19 protein-coding genes are annotated in these 17,556 nt (G+C 43.8%); all 19 read left to right on the forward strand.

What is annotated here, in order from left to right; all coding sequences use genetic code 11:
* Window positions 1–206 (forward strand): hypothetical protein (locus GPL15_RS17445; RefSeq protein WP_215699974.1); only part of this gene is annotated, 206 nt, incomplete at its 5' end.
* Window positions 193–471: a hypothetical protein gene (locus tag GPL15_RS17450; protein ID WP_215699975.1), complete on the forward strand. Its 279-nt coding sequence runs from the start codon at window positions 193–195 to the stop codon at window positions 469–471. The genes GPL15_RS17445 and GPL15_RS17450, both read left to right, overlap by 14 nt.
* Window positions 472–671: 200 nt before the next feature.
* Entirely contained in the window at window positions 672–1,496 is an 825-nt protein-coding gene (locus GPL15_RS17455; RefSeq protein ID WP_215699976.1) for a PRD domain-containing protein, read from the forward strand.
* Between the two features lie 18 nt (window positions 1,497–1,514).
* On the forward strand, window positions 1,515–2,003 hold the full coding sequence (locus tag GPL15_RS17460) for a PTS glucose transporter subunit IIA (protein WP_215699977.1): 489 nt from the start codon (window positions 1,515–1,517) through the stop codon (window positions 2,001–2,003).
* Window positions 2,004–2,012: 9 nt separating this feature from the next.
* Window positions 2,013–2,273 (forward strand): HPr family phosphocarrier protein, encoded by a 261-nt coding sequence (locus tag GPL15_RS17465; RefSeq protein ID WP_215699978.1) that lies wholly within the window; start codon window positions 2,013–2,015, stop codon window positions 2,271–2,273.
* 6 nt (window positions 2,274–2,279) lie between these two features.
* Window positions 2,280–3,734, forward strand: a complete 1,455-nt coding sequence (gene nagE, locus GPL15_RS17470; protein ID WP_215699979.1) for an N-acetylglucosamine-specific PTS transporter subunit IIBC — start codon at window positions 2,280–2,282, stop codon at window positions 3,732–3,734.
* Between the two features lie 109 nt (window positions 3,735–3,843).
* On the forward strand, window positions 3,844–4,863 hold the full coding sequence (gene galE, locus GPL15_RS17475) for a UDP-glucose 4-epimerase GalE (protein ID WP_215699980.1): 1,020 nt from the start codon (window positions 3,844–3,846) through the stop codon (window positions 4,861–4,863).
* 126 nt (window positions 4,864–4,989) lie between these two features.
* Window positions 4,990–5,511, forward strand: coding sequence for an RNA polymerase sigma factor (locus GPL15_RS17480; RefSeq protein WP_215699981.1), 522 nt, complete (start codon window positions 4,990–4,992; stop codon window positions 5,509–5,511).
* Complete coding sequence (locus GPL15_RS17485; protein WP_215699982.1) at window positions 5,511–6,527, forward strand: hypothetical protein; 1,017 nt, start codon at window positions 5,511–5,513, stop codon at window positions 6,525–6,527. Before GPL15_RS17480 ends, GPL15_RS17485 begins: the two co-directional genes overlap by 1 nt.
* Window positions 6,508–7,188, forward strand: a complete 681-nt coding sequence (locus GPL15_RS17490) for a hypothetical protein (RefSeq protein ID WP_215699983.1) — start codon at window positions 6,508–6,510, stop codon at window positions 7,186–7,188. The genes GPL15_RS17485 and GPL15_RS17490 overlap by 20 nt, the downstream gene beginning before the upstream one ends.
* Window positions 7,189–7,318: 130 nt before the next feature.
* Window positions 7,319–7,447 (forward strand): hypothetical protein, encoded by a 129-nt coding sequence (locus GPL15_RS27780; RefSeq protein WP_275950509.1) that lies wholly within the window; start codon window positions 7,319–7,321, stop codon window positions 7,445–7,447.
* On the forward strand, window positions 7,407–8,753 hold the full coding sequence (locus tag GPL15_RS17495) for a putative DNA modification/repair radical SAM protein (RefSeq protein ID WP_215699984.1): 1,347 nt from the start codon (window positions 7,407–7,409) through the stop codon (window positions 8,751–8,753). Before GPL15_RS27780 ends, GPL15_RS17495 begins: the two co-directional genes overlap by 41 nt.
* Before the next feature lies 1 nt (window position 8,754).
* Window positions 8,755–9,513, forward strand: coding sequence for a TIGR03915 family putative DNA repair protein (locus tag GPL15_RS17500; protein WP_215699985.1), 759 nt, complete (start codon window positions 8,755–8,757; stop codon window positions 9,511–9,513).
* 282 nt (window positions 9,514–9,795) lie between these two features.
* On the forward strand, window positions 9,796–11,343 hold the full coding sequence (locus tag GPL15_RS17505) for a YifB family Mg chelatase-like AAA ATPase (protein ID WP_215699986.1): 1,548 nt from the start codon (window positions 9,796–9,798) through the stop codon (window positions 11,341–11,343).
* The gene (gene dprA / locus GPL15_RS17510) at window positions 11,336–12,433 is read left to right on the forward strand and encodes a DNA-processing protein DprA (RefSeq protein WP_215699987.1); all 1,098 of its coding nucleotides are present in this window, start codon (window positions 11,336–11,338) and stop codon (window positions 12,431–12,433) included. The genes GPL15_RS17505 and dprA overlap by 8 nt, the downstream gene beginning before the upstream one ends.
* 23 nt (window positions 12,434–12,456) lie before the next feature.
* Complete coding sequence (gene topA, locus GPL15_RS17515) at window positions 12,457–14,535, forward strand: type I DNA topoisomerase (protein WP_215699988.1); 2,079 nt, start codon at window positions 12,457–12,459, stop codon at window positions 14,533–14,535.
* A 126-nt stretch (window positions 14,536–14,661) separates the two neighbouring features.
* A complete protein-coding gene (gene codY / locus GPL15_RS17520; RefSeq protein ID WP_215699989.1) occupies window positions 14,662–15,447 on the forward strand; it encodes a GTP-sensing pleiotropic transcriptional regulator CodY in 786 nt (261 codons plus the stop codon).
* 229 nt (window positions 15,448–15,676) lie between these two features.
* Window positions 15,677–16,420 carry a 30S ribosomal protein S2 gene (gene rpsB / locus GPL15_RS17525; RefSeq protein WP_215699990.1) on the forward strand — a complete coding sequence of 248 codons (744 nt, stop codon included), beginning with the start codon at window positions 15,677–15,679 and terminating at the stop codon, window positions 16,418–16,420.
* Window positions 16,421–16,511: 91 nt separating this feature from the next.
* Window positions 16,512–17,447, forward strand: a complete 936-nt coding sequence (tsf, locus tag GPL15_RS17530) for a translation elongation factor Ts (RefSeq protein WP_215699991.1) — start codon at window positions 16,512–16,514, stop codon at window positions 17,445–17,447.
* The last annotated feature ends 109 nt before the right edge of the window (window positions 17,448–17,556 follow it).

Here is a 17,556-nt window from a genome sequence, read left to right on the forward strand (position 1 = left end):
TAGCAAGAAAAAGCCGGTTTATTCCTCAATATTTTTTATCAGGCAGTGGTAAAAATCAGTGCTTTTTCTTTTTGTGCATAAAAAATAACCCTGTTCGTCAGCGGAATCGTTTTGAAGGACAGAGTGGGCTCATTTTTTATGATCCGGTACTACATAATGCTTATTATGTGGTGAGTTTGAAAGGTGGTACCAATGATTGCAGATGACAGAGAAAACATATTAAAGGGCGGTCTTCTTGATGAACTGGCGAAACAGCTGTGCAGTGATTATTTATCGGATCTTCGTCTGCCGGCAAACCGGTTATCGCTGGTTCCGCTGCTCAACCGTATCAACCCTGCGTCTTTCACGGTCAACGGCTGGAATGACGCCATATCATATATCTTGGGAGAACGGAAACAGTTTGATTCCCAGGAAAAAGCAAGGGATTATATAATATCCCGTATAATAGAGACTGATAATAGTTATAAATAGATAAAAAATGTAAAAAAAGCAGTTGACATTGCAACATAATGCTGATATACTGACACTAGTTGAAAACATAACAGATATGGATTGTTACTGGTAAGCAGGCAAAACCAATTTTGATAAAAGTCATAGAATATATGACTTAGTATCAGGGTTGGTTTTTTTTATGCCCGAATTGGAACAATAATAATGATGCGGGGGTGAACATGAAAGTAGATAAGGTTATCAATAATAATATCGTCAGTGTCTTAGAAAGCGGAAAAGAGATCGTGGTTATGGGACGGGGCATTGGATTCAGAGTGCGTCCGGGGATGGAAATTCCCGAAAACAGGATCGAAAAGGTATTCCGCCTGGACAGCCAGACAGAGGTAGACCAGTTTAAGACGCTGCTTTCCAATCTTCCGCTGGAGCATATTCAGGTATCCACCGAGATCATTAACTATGCGAAAACCGTATTGAATAAGAAATTAAACCAGAACATCTATATTACCCTGACCGACCACATTAATTTTTCCATAGAGCGGTTTGGAAAGAACATGATGTTTGCGAATCCTCTTCTGAGAGAGGTCAGAAGTTTTTACCGGGAAGAATATCTGATCGGTGAATATGCGGTCGCGTTGATTAAGAAAAAACTCCATGTTGAACTTCCGGTGGATGAAGCCGCCTCTGTTGCCCTCCACATTGTCAATGCGGAATACAACACAAAGATGAAGGATGCAATCGATATTACCAATTTGATCCAGTATGTGCTGGAGCTGGTAAAACAACGGTTCTCAATGGTGTATGATGAACAGTCTCTAAATTATGAGCGTTTCATCACCCATCTGCGCTTTTTATCGCAGAGAATTTATAGTAATGAATTGATGGAAGAAACAAATCCGGAATTTATTACGATGATATCCACGATGTATCCGGAAGAATTTGCCGTAAGCGAAGAAATCCGGGAATATATAAAAAATACGTATCATCACGATGTGACGGATGAAGAAGCTGCATATTTAGCCATTCATATCAAGCGGGTGAGATCATAAAGAAAGGAAGAGAGCGAGATGTTTGGATCATTAAAAAAGATGCTTGGGGGAAACTCTAACAAAAAAGTAATCCTGTCTCCTGTGGAAGGCAGTGCGGTTCCGATGAAAGAGGTAAAGGATCCGGTGTTCAGCGATGAAATTCTGGGAAAGGGGGTAGCGATCATTCCATCTAAGGGAAGGGTAGTGTCACCGGCTGATGGAGAAGTTATCGTAATGTTTGACACAAAACATGCGGTCAGCATAAAAACCGTGGATGGAGCTGAAATCATCATCCACATTGGGCTCGATACCGTAAACCTTCAGGGCAGGCATTATACCAGCCATGTGAAGGCCGGAGATCATGTAAAAGCCGGCGATCTGCTGGTAGAATTCGACATTGAGAAGATAAAAGAAGAAGGATATGATGTGATCACACCGGTCATTATCTGCAACACACCGGAATTTCCAGATATGGTATGCCATACCGGAATGCAGGTGAACGAGCTGGATAAAATCATCGATCTGTAGGAAACTACTATGAGGGAGTGGTGTTTCCAAATTACAGATCCATGTGGACTTCATGCGAAGCCGGCATCAATGCTCATGATGACGGCAAGAAAATTCCAGTCGGAAATAAGAGGGGATTTAAATAAATATTCCGCTGATTTAAAGAATGTAATTGAAATTCTGGGCCTTGGCGCAGAATTTGGGGACAGAGTTCTGATCCGGGCGGAGGGCCCGGATGAAGCGGAGGCAATTGAAGCAATAAAAGAGGCGTTTGAAAAAGAAAGGGGTTAATTTATTATGATGAAGTATCTTCAGAAACTGGGGAAATCTTTGATGCTGCCAGTGGCTGTCCTGCCCGCAGCAGGTATTTTAATGGGTATTGGCTATTGGATCAGCCCGTCGGTTATGTCTGGACAGGGAAATCCTATGCCGCTTGCATTTTTCCTTGTAAAGGCCGGCGATGCCCTGATCGGTAATATGGGACTGTTGTTCGCCCTTGGTGTGGCCATCGGCATGTCGGATGATAATGATGGTACGGTAGCTCTGGCTGCTTTGGTATCATGGCTGATGATCCAAAAGATCCTGTCGCCTGATATCCTGGCCGTTCTGCAGGGAATACCGGTAGAAGAAGTAGCTCCTGCATTCAGCAAGATGGAGAACCAGGCCATCGGTATTCTGTGCGGCCTCATCGGCGCCACTGTATATAACAGGTTTAAAAATACGAAACTTCCGGATGCGCTGGCATTTTTCAGTGGGAAACGGTGTGTGGCCATTATTACGGCATTGTGTTCTCTTGTAGTAGCTTTGATTTTATTCTTTATATGGCCGTTTGTTTACGGCGGTCTTGTAAAATTCGGCGAATCTGTAATCGGATTAGGCCCCATCGGCGCTGGTATTTATGGATTCTGCAACCGTATTTTGATACCGACAGGACTTCACCATGCGATGAACTCCGTATTCTGGTTTGATGTTGCTGATATCAATGACCTGTTTAAATTCTGGGGAACGGTTGACGGTGCTGTTTACGGACAGACCGGTATGTATATGACAGGTTTCTTCCCGGTAATGATGTTCGGTCTTCCGGCAGCAACCCTTGCAATGATGCATACAGCAAAATCAAATAAAAAGAAAGTTGCAGCAGGACTTTTAATGGCAGCGGCATTATGTTCCTTCTTTACAGGCGTTACAGAGCCTTTGGAATTCGCATTCATGTTCCTGGCTCCGGGTCTGTATCTGATCCATGCCATTTTAACAGGTATTTCTTTAGCTGTCTGTGCTTACCTTCCGGTACGTTCCGGTTTCTGGTTCAGTGCAGGTCTCGTGGACTGGGTGCTCAGCATGAAAGCTCCTATGGCGGAGAATCCTTTGATGCTGCTTCCCATCGGCCTGGTTGTAGGCGCCATTTATTATGTGATTTTCCGTTTCGCAATTGTTAAATTCAACTTCAAGACCCCGGGCCGTGAAGATGACGACGCGGAAGAAGAGAGCAAAGTTACTTTATCGAATAACGATTATACCAAAGTCGCTTCCATTATTTTGGAAGGACTGGGCGGAAGCGGAAATATTACCAGCATTGACAACTGTATCACAAGGCTGAGACTGGAAATAAAAGACAATACTAAAGTAAATGAAAAAGTTATTAAATCCGCGGGTGTGGCAGGTGTGATCCGTCCTGGTAAAACCAGCATTCAGGTGATCATTGGGCCGCAGGTTCAGTTTGTGGCGGATGAATTTAAAAAATTATGCAGATAATATTAAAAGAAATTGTACAAAAAATCTAAGAATTTTACATTGAATAATAAAACCTTTCCAATTATAATAAATTGGAAAGGTTTTATTTCGCATAAAGGAGGATTTTGTTATGGCAATTTTAGTTACCGGCGGCGCTGGTTATATTGGAAGCCACACGTGTATTGAGCTGTTGAACGCAGGGTATGAGGTTGTGGTGGTGGATAACCTATGTAATTCCTGCAAAGAGTCATTGGACCGGGTGCAGGAGATAACAGGAAAATCCCTCGTATTTTATGAAGTGGACTTGCTGGATGAGAAAAGGCTGGAACAGGTGTTTAATAACGAAACGATTGAAGCAGTCATCCATTTTGCCGGATTAAAGGCGGTAGGTGAGTCTGTTTATAAGCCGTTGGAATACTATCATAACAATATCACAGGCACACTGATTCTCTGCGATGTTATGAGAAAACATAATGTTAAAAATATCGTATTCAGCTCTTCGGCAACTGTTTACGGAGATCCGGCTTTTGTTCCGATTACGGAAGAATGCCCTATGGGACAGATTACCAATCCTTACGGAAGAACCAAGGGGATGCTGGAGCAGATTTTAACCGATTTACATACAGCGGACCCGGAATGGAAGGTAATGCTTCTTCGTTACTTCAATCCCATCGGAGCGCATGAATCAGGGCGGATCGGAGAGAATCCTAAGGGAATTCCCAACAACCTGCTCCCATATATCACCCAGGTAGCGGTGGGCAAGCTGGTTTGCTTAGGCGTATTCGGCAACGATTATGATACTCCGGACGGAACCTGTGTCAGAGATTACATTCATGTAGTGGATCTGGCTGACGGACATGTAAAGGCCGTTAAGAAACTGGAAAAGAATTCCGGCGGAGTGTGGATCTACAATCTGGGCACCGGAACCGGCTACAGCGTGCTGGATGTGATCAATGCGTTTGAAGAAGCCAATGATTTGAAGATCAACTATGTATTTAAAGAAAGACGTCCCGGGGATATTCCCGCTTGTTATGCGGATCCGTCTAAGGCGAAGGAGGAACTTGGCTGGTCTGCGAAACGCGGAATTAAAGAGATGTGTCAGGATTCCTGGAGATGGCAGAAAAACAATCCTAACGGGTATGAAGAATAAAACGACTTCGTTGCAGGAGAGAATGGCTGAGTTCATTCTTTCCTGCTTTTTTTCTGTAACTTTTTGGCTGAAGCTGCGTCTATATTATTGAACGGCCATTGAGCGGCATGACAAAGGAGGAGCGTGATGAAGCTTCATTTTGAACGGATCTACCAGGAACAGAAAAATTCGGTATACGGATACCTGTACTATATGACAAAAAACCAGCAGACAGCGGAAGATTTATCCCAGGAAACTTTTTTGAAGGTGTATCTGGGAATGAAAAAGTTCAAAGGTGAGTGCAGTGAAAAAACATGGTGCCTTACCATTGCCAGGAACACATTCCTTTCTTTTGCCAGGAAAAAGAAGCCTGAACTGCTTGTGGAGGAATGTCCGGAACAGATGGATTCCCATGAAAATATACCGGAAGAACGGGTGATTGAGGAGGAAAACAAACGAGAGATTGCAGCCGCATTTTCCGCCTTAAATGCGGACGACCGGACAATCCTTCTGCTTCGGGACTATGAGAGGCTGTCTTATGCGGAAATAGCTGGTATTATGGGCATTTCTGAGGCTGTGACAAAGGTCAGGATCTATCGTGCCAGGGAAAGGTACCGGAAAATTTACGGAGCCTGTCCTTCTGTTTCTGGAAAATCGGAGGTGAAATAATGGGATGCAGCTATAAAAACAGGGTTTTTGACTATTTAAAAGGGAAAAATGAAGATCCGGACATTGAAAAACATATTGAGAGCTGCCCGGAGTGCAGCGCGTTGGTAGAGGGATATCTGGAAAAAGAAAAGGAATTGGATATTCCAAATACGGTTTATGAAGGCGGAGACCAGAAACTGAAAGAGCAGGTCGTACACTACGAAAAAGGCACGAGACGGATTGTGATTTTCACTCTGCTGGGGCTGATTATGGGGTGGTTCAGCATTTCTTACTATACGGACAGCTTTCTGCCTACAAAGATTATTCTGGCGATACCCTACAAAATCAGCGAGATTTTCTATGGATTGATTCATGATATCCCATACGCATACACCAGGGCGGCAGGAGCCTTTATAGCGGATGCCTATTTTCCGCAGAACAGGGCATTGAGTTTTTTAGCAGAACGGATTACTCCTGTTTTGACCGGAGGCGCTGTTTATGGAAGTTTTGCTTTCTTTACAGGTGATTCCCGTATCTTTACATTAAAGAAATATCTGAAATTTGCAGCGGCCTGGGCGCTGGCCATCGGACTTTACGGCGGGGCGCTGACAGGGCTTAACGCATATGGAGTGAAAAAAAATAATGAGCTGAAGGATATTGAAGGATTTTTCTTAAATTCAGAATCTTATGGGGAACTTTTTTCAGAAGAGTATGAAGGATATGGGGCGTCTGTTTTCGAACTTCTGGAGGAGGCTTTCTATGAGGACGGGGAGCCGGAACCATTGACGGATGTGAGAAGGGCGCATCTGGGTGAAATACAACTGGAAATCTGGATGGGAAAATACAGGGGGGGATATATGATCGCATACGTCAATCCCGCCCAAAGATATCTGGTAACGGATGAAGGCATAATCTACCGGATTACGGAGCGCTTTGCAGGCTATATTCAAAAGTTCTGGGATGATCAGTTCAGAGATGCGTCGGAAGATTATGAGATGAGCGGAAAGGTGGATTTGGATGAAAAACTGGAAAATTAAAACAAAGAAAGACCGGGCAGTCTGTCTGATCTGCCTGACCCTGTTGGTTTATGCGGTGGTAAACGGATGTTTCAGGGACAAAATCATGAGATTTATGGAGCGTTTTATGCCGGATAAACTAACGGTCATGAACCAGCCCGGCGGTTACGGAACACTGATTGTGACCACAATAGTTATGACCTTATTCCTTCTTGTTTATGAGATCATTGGGAAAAAGAAAATAAAAATGCTGTGGATAACTGCGTGTTCGGGAATTCTGTTATCCACAGCCCTATTCGGCGGATATTATCTGCATGGCTGGCTGCTGGTACGGCAGGTATATACTACCCCTGCTGTCTCCGCATGGATCCACTATCATGGAGCGAGTATTAATTTGAAGGCCGGAGATGAAAGGCTGTTAAAACTCCAGGAACTGGCATCCGGCATGGAGCGGCTTCCCAAAGAGGAACAGCTTCTTTTGCGGTCGGAGGATCATGGAAATTCGGGGCGGATGGATATGGTCTGGATCAATTTTCCATACAGATACTTTCATTCCTATGATTTAATTTTCCGGATCAATGAAGACGGGACGGTTTATATTGGCAATGGGCCGAAAGCGGCGAATTATTATGACGATAATGGAGTCATTGAATTTCTGAGGACGGAGGCGGAGGGGGCGTAACCGGAGCTGGAGGTTTTGCGGTTTGATGGAAGAAGAAAAGTCTGGGGAGATGGCAGTCAGATAATTTAAATGTTTAAATTTAAATGTATTTTAGATGGAAATAGGGAAGGAGAAAATAAGGAAAGAACAAATGTTCGAAAAAGTATTGCATATCTGCATCACCTATGATAAGATATTAAAAGAACATATGTTCTATAAAGCTAAAGAAGGTGCAGCTTATGTTAATACAGGAACAGATGAACTTACAGGAAAAGCTTAGAATTCTGTCTGATGCGGCGAAGTATGATGCAGCATGTACATCCAGCGGCATTAACAGGGCCGGTAAAAAAGGTACGATAGGCAATGCCAGCGAAGCGGGCATCTGCCACAGCTTTTCCGCAGACGGCAGGTGCATATCCCTTTTAAAGATTTTGTTTACGAATCAGTGCATTTACGATTGCAAATACTGTATCAACCGCAAATCCAATGATGTGATGAGAACATCTTTCACTCCGGATGAAGTGTGCGCGCTGACCATGGAGTTTTACAGAAGGAATTATATTGAGGGCCTGTTTCTCAGTTCGGGAATCCTTCATAGCGCCAATTATACCATGGAACTGATCTATTTAACCTTGAAAAAATTGAGGGAAGTACATCGTTTCAACGGGTATATCCACGTGAAGGCAATCCCGGGAGCAGATCCGGTGCTGATTGAGAAAACGGGATTTTTAGCCGACCGGATGAGCGTTAATCTGGAACTCCCTACTTCGGAAGGTCTGAAAAAACTGGCTCCCGGCAAGACCCGGAAGAATATCCTATCTCCCATGAGACAGATTCGGAACGGAATATCGGTTCAGAAGCAGGAACTCGCTGTTTACGGGAAAAGGCCTGATTTCGTTCCTGCCGGACAGAGCACGCAGATCATTGTGGGAGCCACTCCTGAAACAGATTTTCAGATGATAGCCGTGGCGGAAGCGCTCTATAAGAATTATGATTTAAAACGGGTATTCTATTCAGCATTTGTTAAGGTTAATGATGATAAACTGCTTCCGGCGCTGCCCGGCGGTCCTCCTTTACTCAGAGAACACCGTCTGTATCAGGCGGACTGGCTTCTGCGCTTTTATGGTTTCGCTGCGGAAGAACTTTTGTCGGAAAAGAATCCGAATTTTAATGTGTTTTTAGATCCGAAATGCGATTGGGCGATCCGCCATCTGGAGCAGTTTCCGGTGGAAGTCAATAAGGCGGACTATTATACCCTTCTAAGGGTTCCGGGCCTGGGCGTTAAGTCGGCCAGGCGCATTGTGGCTGCGCGAAGGAGCTGCATTCTGGATTTTAAAGATTTGAAGAAACTGGGGGTCGTGTTGAAGAGGGCCGGATATTTTATAACATGTTCCGGGAAAACATGCTTTCCCATTCATTTGGATCAGGATGAGATAGCCAGGCAGATTGTGGGAGATGAGAAGAGGAAGATATGGGATATTGAGCATAAGGACGCATTCCGCCAACTGTCCCTGTTTGATGATTTCAATGTAAACGCGGCCCCTTCACAGGAAGACTGCCTGGCCAGCATAACGGGGAGGATATGAGTTGAAGACCATTTATATCTGTCAGGATTCTTTGGAGAATATATTGTGTGGAATTTATGATGCCTGGCTGGATCAGAACGAGGTCAGGCTTGTTTTAGACGGCGAACATAATCTGGAATTATTCTGCGAGTACCGTCAGGTTGAGACGGATGATGAAAAAGCGGCTAAAGTTTCCAGTTCCGTTAAACGGAAGATATCAGAAGAGGTATGGGAACTGGTTTATAACACGTCATTGAGTTATGATCCGGAGAAGGCGGATAAGATGTTCCGATTTTTAAAACAGGCGTTCCGGTATGGCAGAAAAGTTACAGATATGCTTGCTTTGCCGGAGGTCTACGACGTGTTCACCATAAGCCGTAATGTGGCTCATGAAGCTCATCTGTTAACCGGATTTGTCCGTTTCTCCCAGATGGAAGACGGAATATTATTCGCAAAGATCGGCCCTAAGAACGATGCGGTTCTGCTTACGGCTCCTCATTTTGCAGACCGTCTTTCCGGTGAAAACTGGATTTTGTATGATGAACTGCGGCATAAGGCGGCTGTTCATAAAAAAGACTGCGGATGGATGATCGTTCATACGGATGGGGCGATTTGGGAAGAACGTTTACAGCAGCAGACGGATGAAACCATCTATCAGGATCTGTGGAAAGTATTTCATGAGAGTATCTCAATTAAGGAGAGGGAAAATCCGAAATGTCAGAGAAGAAACCTGGCCCTCAGATATCGTCCGTATATGACCGAGTTCCAAGGCAGGAACTGAGTGTGCCTGAACGTGTCATTGTTTGTTACCGCTCACATCCCTCGCTGGAGGACCCGGCCTGGCGGCCGTGCCGCTTTGCGGGGCTCCGCCGCCAGGCCGGGTCCTCCAGCGAGGGATGTGAACGATAACCATTGTTTCGAAAATTTATGAAAATCCGCTTGCTTTTTTTAGACAAATCCTTTATAGTTTAACTATTCTAATTCATTCAAAGTTTCGTGTACGGTTCTGTACATATTTTCCGTTGTAGAAGTTATGATTAATTGAAGATTGGAGGAAGTGTGTTTGTTTAGTAAAGCGTTTAGCGGGGGGATATCAGGCCTTGACGGCTATATTGTGTCAATTGAAGCCGATGTGAGCGACGGCCTTCCTGGTTTTTCCATGGTGGGTTATCTGGCGGCGGAAGTAAAAGAGGCTCAGGACCGTGTCAGAACAGCGTTGAGAAATTCAGGCTTCCGGCTGCAGGCCAAAAAGATTACGGTCAATCTGTCTCCAGCAGATATCAGAAAAGAAGGGACTGCTTATGATATGCCGGTCGCTGTGGCAGTTTTGGCCTCCTACGGCATGATTGAACCGGAGAGCATCAAGCATTCAGTCTTGATCGGCGAATTAGGGCTGGATGGGGAAATTAAAGCGGTAAGGGGCATATTGTCAATTGTATCGGCGGCCAAAGAAGCAGGATTTGACCAATGCTTTCTTCCAGAGGATAATGTGCTGGAAGGCAGTGTAATTCAGGGAATTCAAGTGATAGGAGTATCCCACATCCTGGAATTGACGGAGCTGTTGAACAATCCGGAAAAACTGAAAAAGAGAAGGGTTTTGACAAAAATACAACCGGTCTCTCACAGCATGGGGGAACAGGTGGATTTTTCCGATGTCCATGGACAGCTCTTATTTAAACGGGCCACGGAGATTGCGGTGGCAGGCAGACACAACATTCTATACATCGGCATGGCAGGAACCGGGAAAACTATGATCGCCCAGAGGATTCCTACCATCATGCCGGATCTTACGGATCAGGAACGTCTCGAAATCTCTAAAGTATACAGTATCTGCGGACTTCTTCCGCGTGAAACCCCTCTTTTGTCGGAACGCCCTTTTCGGTCTCCCCACCATACAATCAGCCAGCAGGCGCTGACCGGGGGAGGGAAATATCCCAGGCCCGGAGAATTGTCCCTGGCCTCCGGCGGAGTCCTTTTTCTGGATGAATTTCCAGAGTTCAGACGCAGCACCATTGAGGTACTGCGCCAGCCGTTGGAGGAACATCAAATTACGGTCAGCCGCCTCCATGGTTCTTATGTATTTCCGGCGGATTTTTTACTGGCAGCGGCCATGAACCCATGCCAATGCGGTTATTTTCCGGATAGGAGCCGCTGTAACTGCAGTGAATGGCAGATCAGGCAGTATCTTGGGAAAATTTCCAAGCCGCTTTTGGACAGGATTGATATCTGTGTGGAAAGCGCTCCTGTGAGCTATGGGGATTTAAAGGGAAGTAAGAAAGAGGAGAACTCAGAATCGGTTAAAAAACGGGTGATCCGGGCCCAGCAGATACAGCAGGAGCGGTTTGATGGCAGCAGGTATCTTTTTAACAGCCGGATGAACGGCAGTCAGATTAACCGGTACTGTGCGTTATCGCCTGAGGATGATGCATTTATCAAGCAGATTTTTGAGACCATGAAATTGAGCGTCAGAGGATATAACAAAATATTGAAAGTGGCCCGAACGATTGCAGATTTGGCAGGGGAGGATAATATCAGCCGTGGACATTTGTGTGAAGCGATCGCATACCGGTCACTGGATGAAAAGTATTGGGGAGGAATCAGGAATGGATGAATTGGAGAAGGAATATCTTTATTGGTTATGCCAGACCCCCTTTTTAGGCGCAGTAAAGATACAGCAGCTTTTTGATTATTATGGAAGTTTTAAAGACATATATAATATAGAAGAAAAAAATTTAGTTACAGGCAGATTTCTTACAGAAAGGGGAGCGGAATGTTTTTCAGGCATGAAGAAGGAATTGAACCGCTTCAGAAGGGAATATCACTGTTTAGAGGGAATGGGAATCCGTTTCCTTACTCCCTGGGACCAGGAATATCCGGACCGTTTAACACATATTTATGGAAAACCAGTGGGAATCTATGTAAAGGGCAAAGTTCCTGAATCAACACGTCCTTCTGTGGCAGTCATAGGAGCGAGGAATTGTACCAGCTATGGAAAACAGGCGGCAGAGTATTTCGGAAAGGCTTTAAGCAGATATGGAATCCAGATCATCAGCGGTCTGGCTCGTGGAATAGACGGAGCGGGTCAATGGGGAGCTGTAAAAGAAGGAAAGGATACGTATGGGGTTTTAGGATGCGGAATTAATATTTGTTACCCTAAGGAGAATTATGGCCTTTATGAAGCAATATTGGAAAATGGAGGAATAATATCTGAGCTGCCGCTGGGAGAGCAGCCCAATCCCAGGAATTTTCCGCAGAGAAACCGGATCATCAGCGGTCTGGCAGACGCAGTGCTGGTAATCGAAGCGAAAGAAAAGAGCGGTTCTCTGATTACAGTAGATTATGCTCTGGAACAGGGGAAGGAGATATTTGCCCTTCCCGGGAGGGCGACAGACGCTTTGAGCACCGGCTGTAACCAATTGATAAAAAACGGCGCGAATGTGGTTACGAGCCCGTCTGATTTAATTGAATATTTTGGATTAAAGCAAGAAAAAATATTAAGACTTCATGAAAAAAATGTAAATGGACTTGCAAAGAAAGAAAAAATGGTGTATAGTTGCTTGGATTTACAACCCAAATTTTTAGAACAGATTGTAAAAGAGTGCGGGTTGGCGCCAAGTGAATGTATGAGCATTCTGATGGGCTTGGAATTAGGCGGTTATATACTGCAGACCACCGGCAATTATTATGTAAAAAAGATATAGAGAAGAGATAAGGAGTGTCAGTAATGGCCAAATGTTTAGTGATTGTGGAATCACCGGCAAAGGTAAAAACAATTAAAAAGTTTTTGGGTACAAACTATGAAGTAGATGCATCTAACGGACATGTCCGTGATCTGCCCAAAAGCCAGTTGGGAATAGATGTGGAGAATGATTTTGAACCAAAATATATTACCATTCGCGGAAAAGGGGATATTCTTGCAAAGCTTCGTAAAGAGGTGAAAAAAGCGGATATTGTTTATCTGGCAACTGACCCTGACCGGGAGGGGGAGGCGATTTCCTGGCACTTAGTCAAGGCGCTTAAACTGGACGAAGCAAAAGACAAAAAAGTTTACCGTATCAGTTTTAATGAAATCACTAAAAATGCTGTAAAGACCTCATTAAAGTCTCCGCGTGAGATCGATATGGACCTGGTGGACGCACAGCAGACAAGGCGTATGCTGGACCGTATGGTGGGCTACAGCATCAGCCCTCTTCTGTGGGCGAAAGTAAAGCGCGGATTGAGCGCAGGCCGTGTACAGTCTGTAGCCCTGCGCATGATCTGTGACAGGGAAGAAGAGATTGACGCATTTATTCCGGAAGAATACTGGAATCTGGAAGCGGATTTAAAGCCGGAAGGCAATAAAAAGGCATTAAACGCTAAATTTTATGGAGATAAAAACGGAAAAATCACCATTCACAACAAGGAAGAACTGCAAAAGATCCTGAAGGGGCTTAAAAATGCCAATTATGCTGTGGAAGAGGTGAAAAAGGGAGAGCGTCTGAAAAAAGCCCCGATTCCGTTTACCACCAGTACCCTGCAGCAGGAGGCCTCCAAGGTTTTGAACTTTTCCACCCAGAAGACCATGCGTTTGGCGCAGCAGTTATATGAGGGTGTGGACATAGCGGGAAAAGGAACCGTGGGTCTTATCACTTACCTGCGTACTGATTCCACCAGAATTGCAGAAGAGGCGGATATTGCTGCAAGAAAATATATTGATGAAACATACGGAAGCCAGTATGTTGAAATGAATGAACAGGAAGCAAAGCAAAACGGAAAGATTCAGGATGCCCATGAGGCGATCCGGCCAACCGATATTGCTCTGACGCCCGTGATCGTTAAAGAATCCCTTCAAAGGGATCTGTTCCGTCTTTACCAACTGATCTGGAAACGTTTTACGGCCAGCAGAATGAAGCCTGCCGTATATGAAACCACATCGGTTCGGATTGGTGCGGGAGATTATTACTTTACCCTGGCTGCATCCAAGATTGTATTTGACGGTTTTATGTCCGTTTATGTACAGGATGAAGATAAGGAGGACAATAACCTGATTCTGGGAAAACTGGAAAAGGGGACGGTTCTTAAACTGGAAGAATTAAAACAAAGCCAGCATTTCACCCAGCCGCCGTCCCATTACACGGAAGCTTCTCTCGTAAAGGCGCTGGAAGAGCAGGGGATCGGAAGGCCCAGTACCTACGCTCCCACAATTACTACAATTATAGCGAGACGTTATGTTGCAAAAGAAAATAAAAATCTCTATGTAACGGAATTGGGCGAAGTGGTTAACCGCATTATGAAGGAGAATTTCCCGAGCATCGTGGATCTGCAGTTTACGGCAAATCTGGAATATCTGCTGGACAAAGTGGGAGACGGATCTGCAAACTGGAAAACTGTTGTGCGCAATTTCTATCCTGATTTGGATGAGGCGGTAAAAAAAGCCGCTGCGGAACTGGAATCAGTGACAATAGCAGATGAAGTATCCGATGAAATCTGTGAACTCTGCGGGCGCAACATGGTTATCAAATACGGCCCTCACGGAAAATTCCTGGCATGTCCCGGATTCCCGGATTGTAAAAATACAAAGCCGTATTTTGAAAAGACAGGAATCCCTTGTCCTAAGTGCGGAAAAGAAGTGGTAATTAAGAAGACGAAAAAGGGCAGAAAATACTTTGGCTGTGAAAATAATCCGGAATGTGATTTTATGTCATGGCAAAAGCCCTCTACAGTAAAGTGTCCGGAATGCGGCGAATATATGGTAGAAAAAGGAAATAAACTGCTTTGTTCTAACGAGCAGTGCGGATATAGCGTGAATATGAATACAAAATAAAAAAAATTATTAAAAAATTCATAAAACTTCGAAAAACTCTTGTTATTAGTCAAAAATCGTGTTACAATTTATCCATTAAAGGGTATTTTTCGGCTGTATTAAAATTAAACAAGGAGGTATTCGAAGGTGAGCGTTCAATTGTTGGATAAAACCAGAAAAATCAATAAGCTATTGCATAACAATAATTCACACAAAGTGGTCTTCAATGATATCTGTCAGGTTTTGACAGAAATCTTACAGTCTAATATTTTGGTGATCAGCAAGAAGGGAAAAGTGCTGGGAGTGAGTATCTGCCCGGGTGTTGATGAGATTGAAGAATTAATCGAAGACCAGGTTGGCGGATATGTTGACCGCATGTTGAACGAAAGGCTGTTGAGCATTCTTTCAACGAAAGAGAATGTAAATCTTGCAACTTTAGGATTTGCAGAAGAAAACGTGAAAAAGTATCAGGCAATTATAACGCCGATCGATATAGCAGGAGAACGTCTCGGCACCTTATTTATCTATAAAGCGGACGCTCAATATGATATAGACGACATTATACTCAGCGAATACGGCACTACGGTTGTAGGTCTGGAGATGATGCGTTCTGTTAATGAAGAGAATGCGGAAGAGAGCCGGAAGATTCAGATTGTAAAATCTGCAATCAGCACGTTGTCATTTTCTGAACTGGAAGCGATCACTCATATATTCGAAGAACTGGACGGTAATGAAGGCATACTGGTTGCCAGTAAGATTGCAGACCGGGTGGGCATTACCCGTTCCGTTATTGTTAATGCGCTCCGTAAATTTGAAAGTGCTGGCGTAATTGAATCCCGTTCATCCGGCATGAAAGGAACTTATATCAAAGTTCTTAATGATGTGATATTTGATGAACTGGATAAATTAAAGGAAAAGGCACTGACCAGATAACAATTCATCCGTTAATACGTTACAGCAGCAGTTTTTTGACTGTTGCTGTAATTTTTTTGGACATTTTTGGACAAAATGAAGAAAAGTGCTTGCATACACTTTGGTCTTATGCTATATTTATAAGGCTGACAAAAAACACGTCTGTCGATTTTTCAGGAGGTGCCTGATTCAGGTCCCTGAAGAAGCATGAGAAGCAGGCGGAAGTAAAAAACCAAATGGAGGTAATAACATGAGCGTTATTTCAATGAAACAGCTTTTGGAAGCAGGTGTTCATTTCGGACATCAGACAAGAAGATGGAACCCTAAGATGGCTCCTTACATCTACACAGAGAGAAACGGTATCTACATCATTGACTTACAGAAATCTGTAGGAAAAGTTGATGAAGCGTACAACGCTATTTCTGATATCGCTGCTGAAGGCGGTACAATCCTTTTCGTAGGAACGAAAAAACAGGCTCAGGATGCAATCAAAACAGAAGCAGAGCGCTGCGGAATGTTCTATGTAAACGAGAGATGGCTTGGTGGTATGTTAACAAACTTCAAGACAATCCAGAGCAGAATCACGAGATTAAAAGCAATCGAAACTATGGCTGAAGACGGAACCTTTGACGTACTGCCTAAGAAAGAAGTTATCGCATTGAAGAAAGAATGGGAGAAACTTGAGAGAAACCTTGGCGGTATTAAAGAGATGAAGAAGATCCCGGATGCAATCTTTGTAGTAGATCCTAAGAAGGAAAGAATCTGTATCCAGGAAGCTCATACATTAGGTATTCCGTTGATCGGAATTGCAGATACAAACTGTGATCCAGAAGAATTAGATTATGTAATCCCGGGTAACGACGATGCAATCAGAGCCGTTAAGTTAATTGTAGCTAAGATGGCAGACGCAGTAATCGAAGCAAACCAGGGCGAAGCAGTTGCAGATGTTGAAGAAGCTTTTGAAGCAGATGCTGAAGAAACTGTAGAAGCTTAATTGGAATGAAGGGTGCTTCGGCCTGTGATAAACAGGTTGAAGCACTTTTGTGTTTAATAATAACCTAAAACAAATAACGGAGGGAAATACGATGGCAGCAGTAACAGCAGCAATGGTAAAAGAATTAAGAGAAATGACCGGTGCAGGTATGATGGACTGCAAGAAAGCACTTGCAGCTACCGACGGTGATATGGATAAAGCAGTTGAATTCCTTAGAGAAAAAGGACTTGCAGGAGCAGCGAAGAAGGCCGGACGTATTGCGGCTGAAGGTATTGTAGTTACTGCAATTTCTGAGGATGAGAAGAAGGCAGTTGTTGTAGAAGTTAACGCTGAGACAGACTTTGTTGCTAAGAATGAAAAATTCCAGACATATGCGGCAGATGTAGCAGCTCAGGCTTTAAATTCTTCTTCCACAGCAATTGATGATTTCATGGCTGAAACATGGACAAAGGATGCAACTTTAACTGTAAAAGAAGCTTTGGCTTCCCAGATCTCCATCATCGGTGAGAACATGAACATCAGAAGATTTGAGAGATTAGAAGAGGCAAATGGTTTTGTAGCTTCATATATCCATGCAGGCGGAAAGATCGGCGTTTTAGTAGATGTTGAGACCACCGTAGTAAACGATGCTGTAAAAGAGATGGCTAAGAACGTAGCTATGCAGGCAGCAGCTTTAAAACCATTATATACAAGCAGAGATGAAGTTGATGCAGATTATATTGAAAAAGAGAAAGAGATTTTAACTGCAGCAGCTAAGAACGAAAAACCGGATGCTAATGACAAGATCATCAGCGGTATGGTTATGGGACGTATCAACAAGGAATTAAAAGAAATCTGTCTGTTAGACCAGGTATATGTGAAAGCAGAAGATGGAAAACAGTCTGTTGCCCAGTATGTAGCAGAAGTTGCTAAAGCAAACGGCGCAGAGATCAAAGTTAAAAAGTTCGTTCGTTTTGAGACCGGTGAAGGTTTGGAGAAGAAGGAAGAGAACTTTGCTGAGGAAGTTGCAAAACAGATGGGTCAGTAAATAGATGAAAAAATGATGGTACAGAATTGCCTGTACCATCATTTTTTTATAGAAGAATTATACCTATAAAATGACAGAATTCAATGAATTAACATTACTGCTATGGGTT

It is taken from the genome of Clostridium sp. MCC353 (assembly GCF_018785315.1).
Classification (GTDB): Bacteria; Bacillota; Clostridia; order Lachnospirales; family Lachnospiraceae; genus CHH4-2.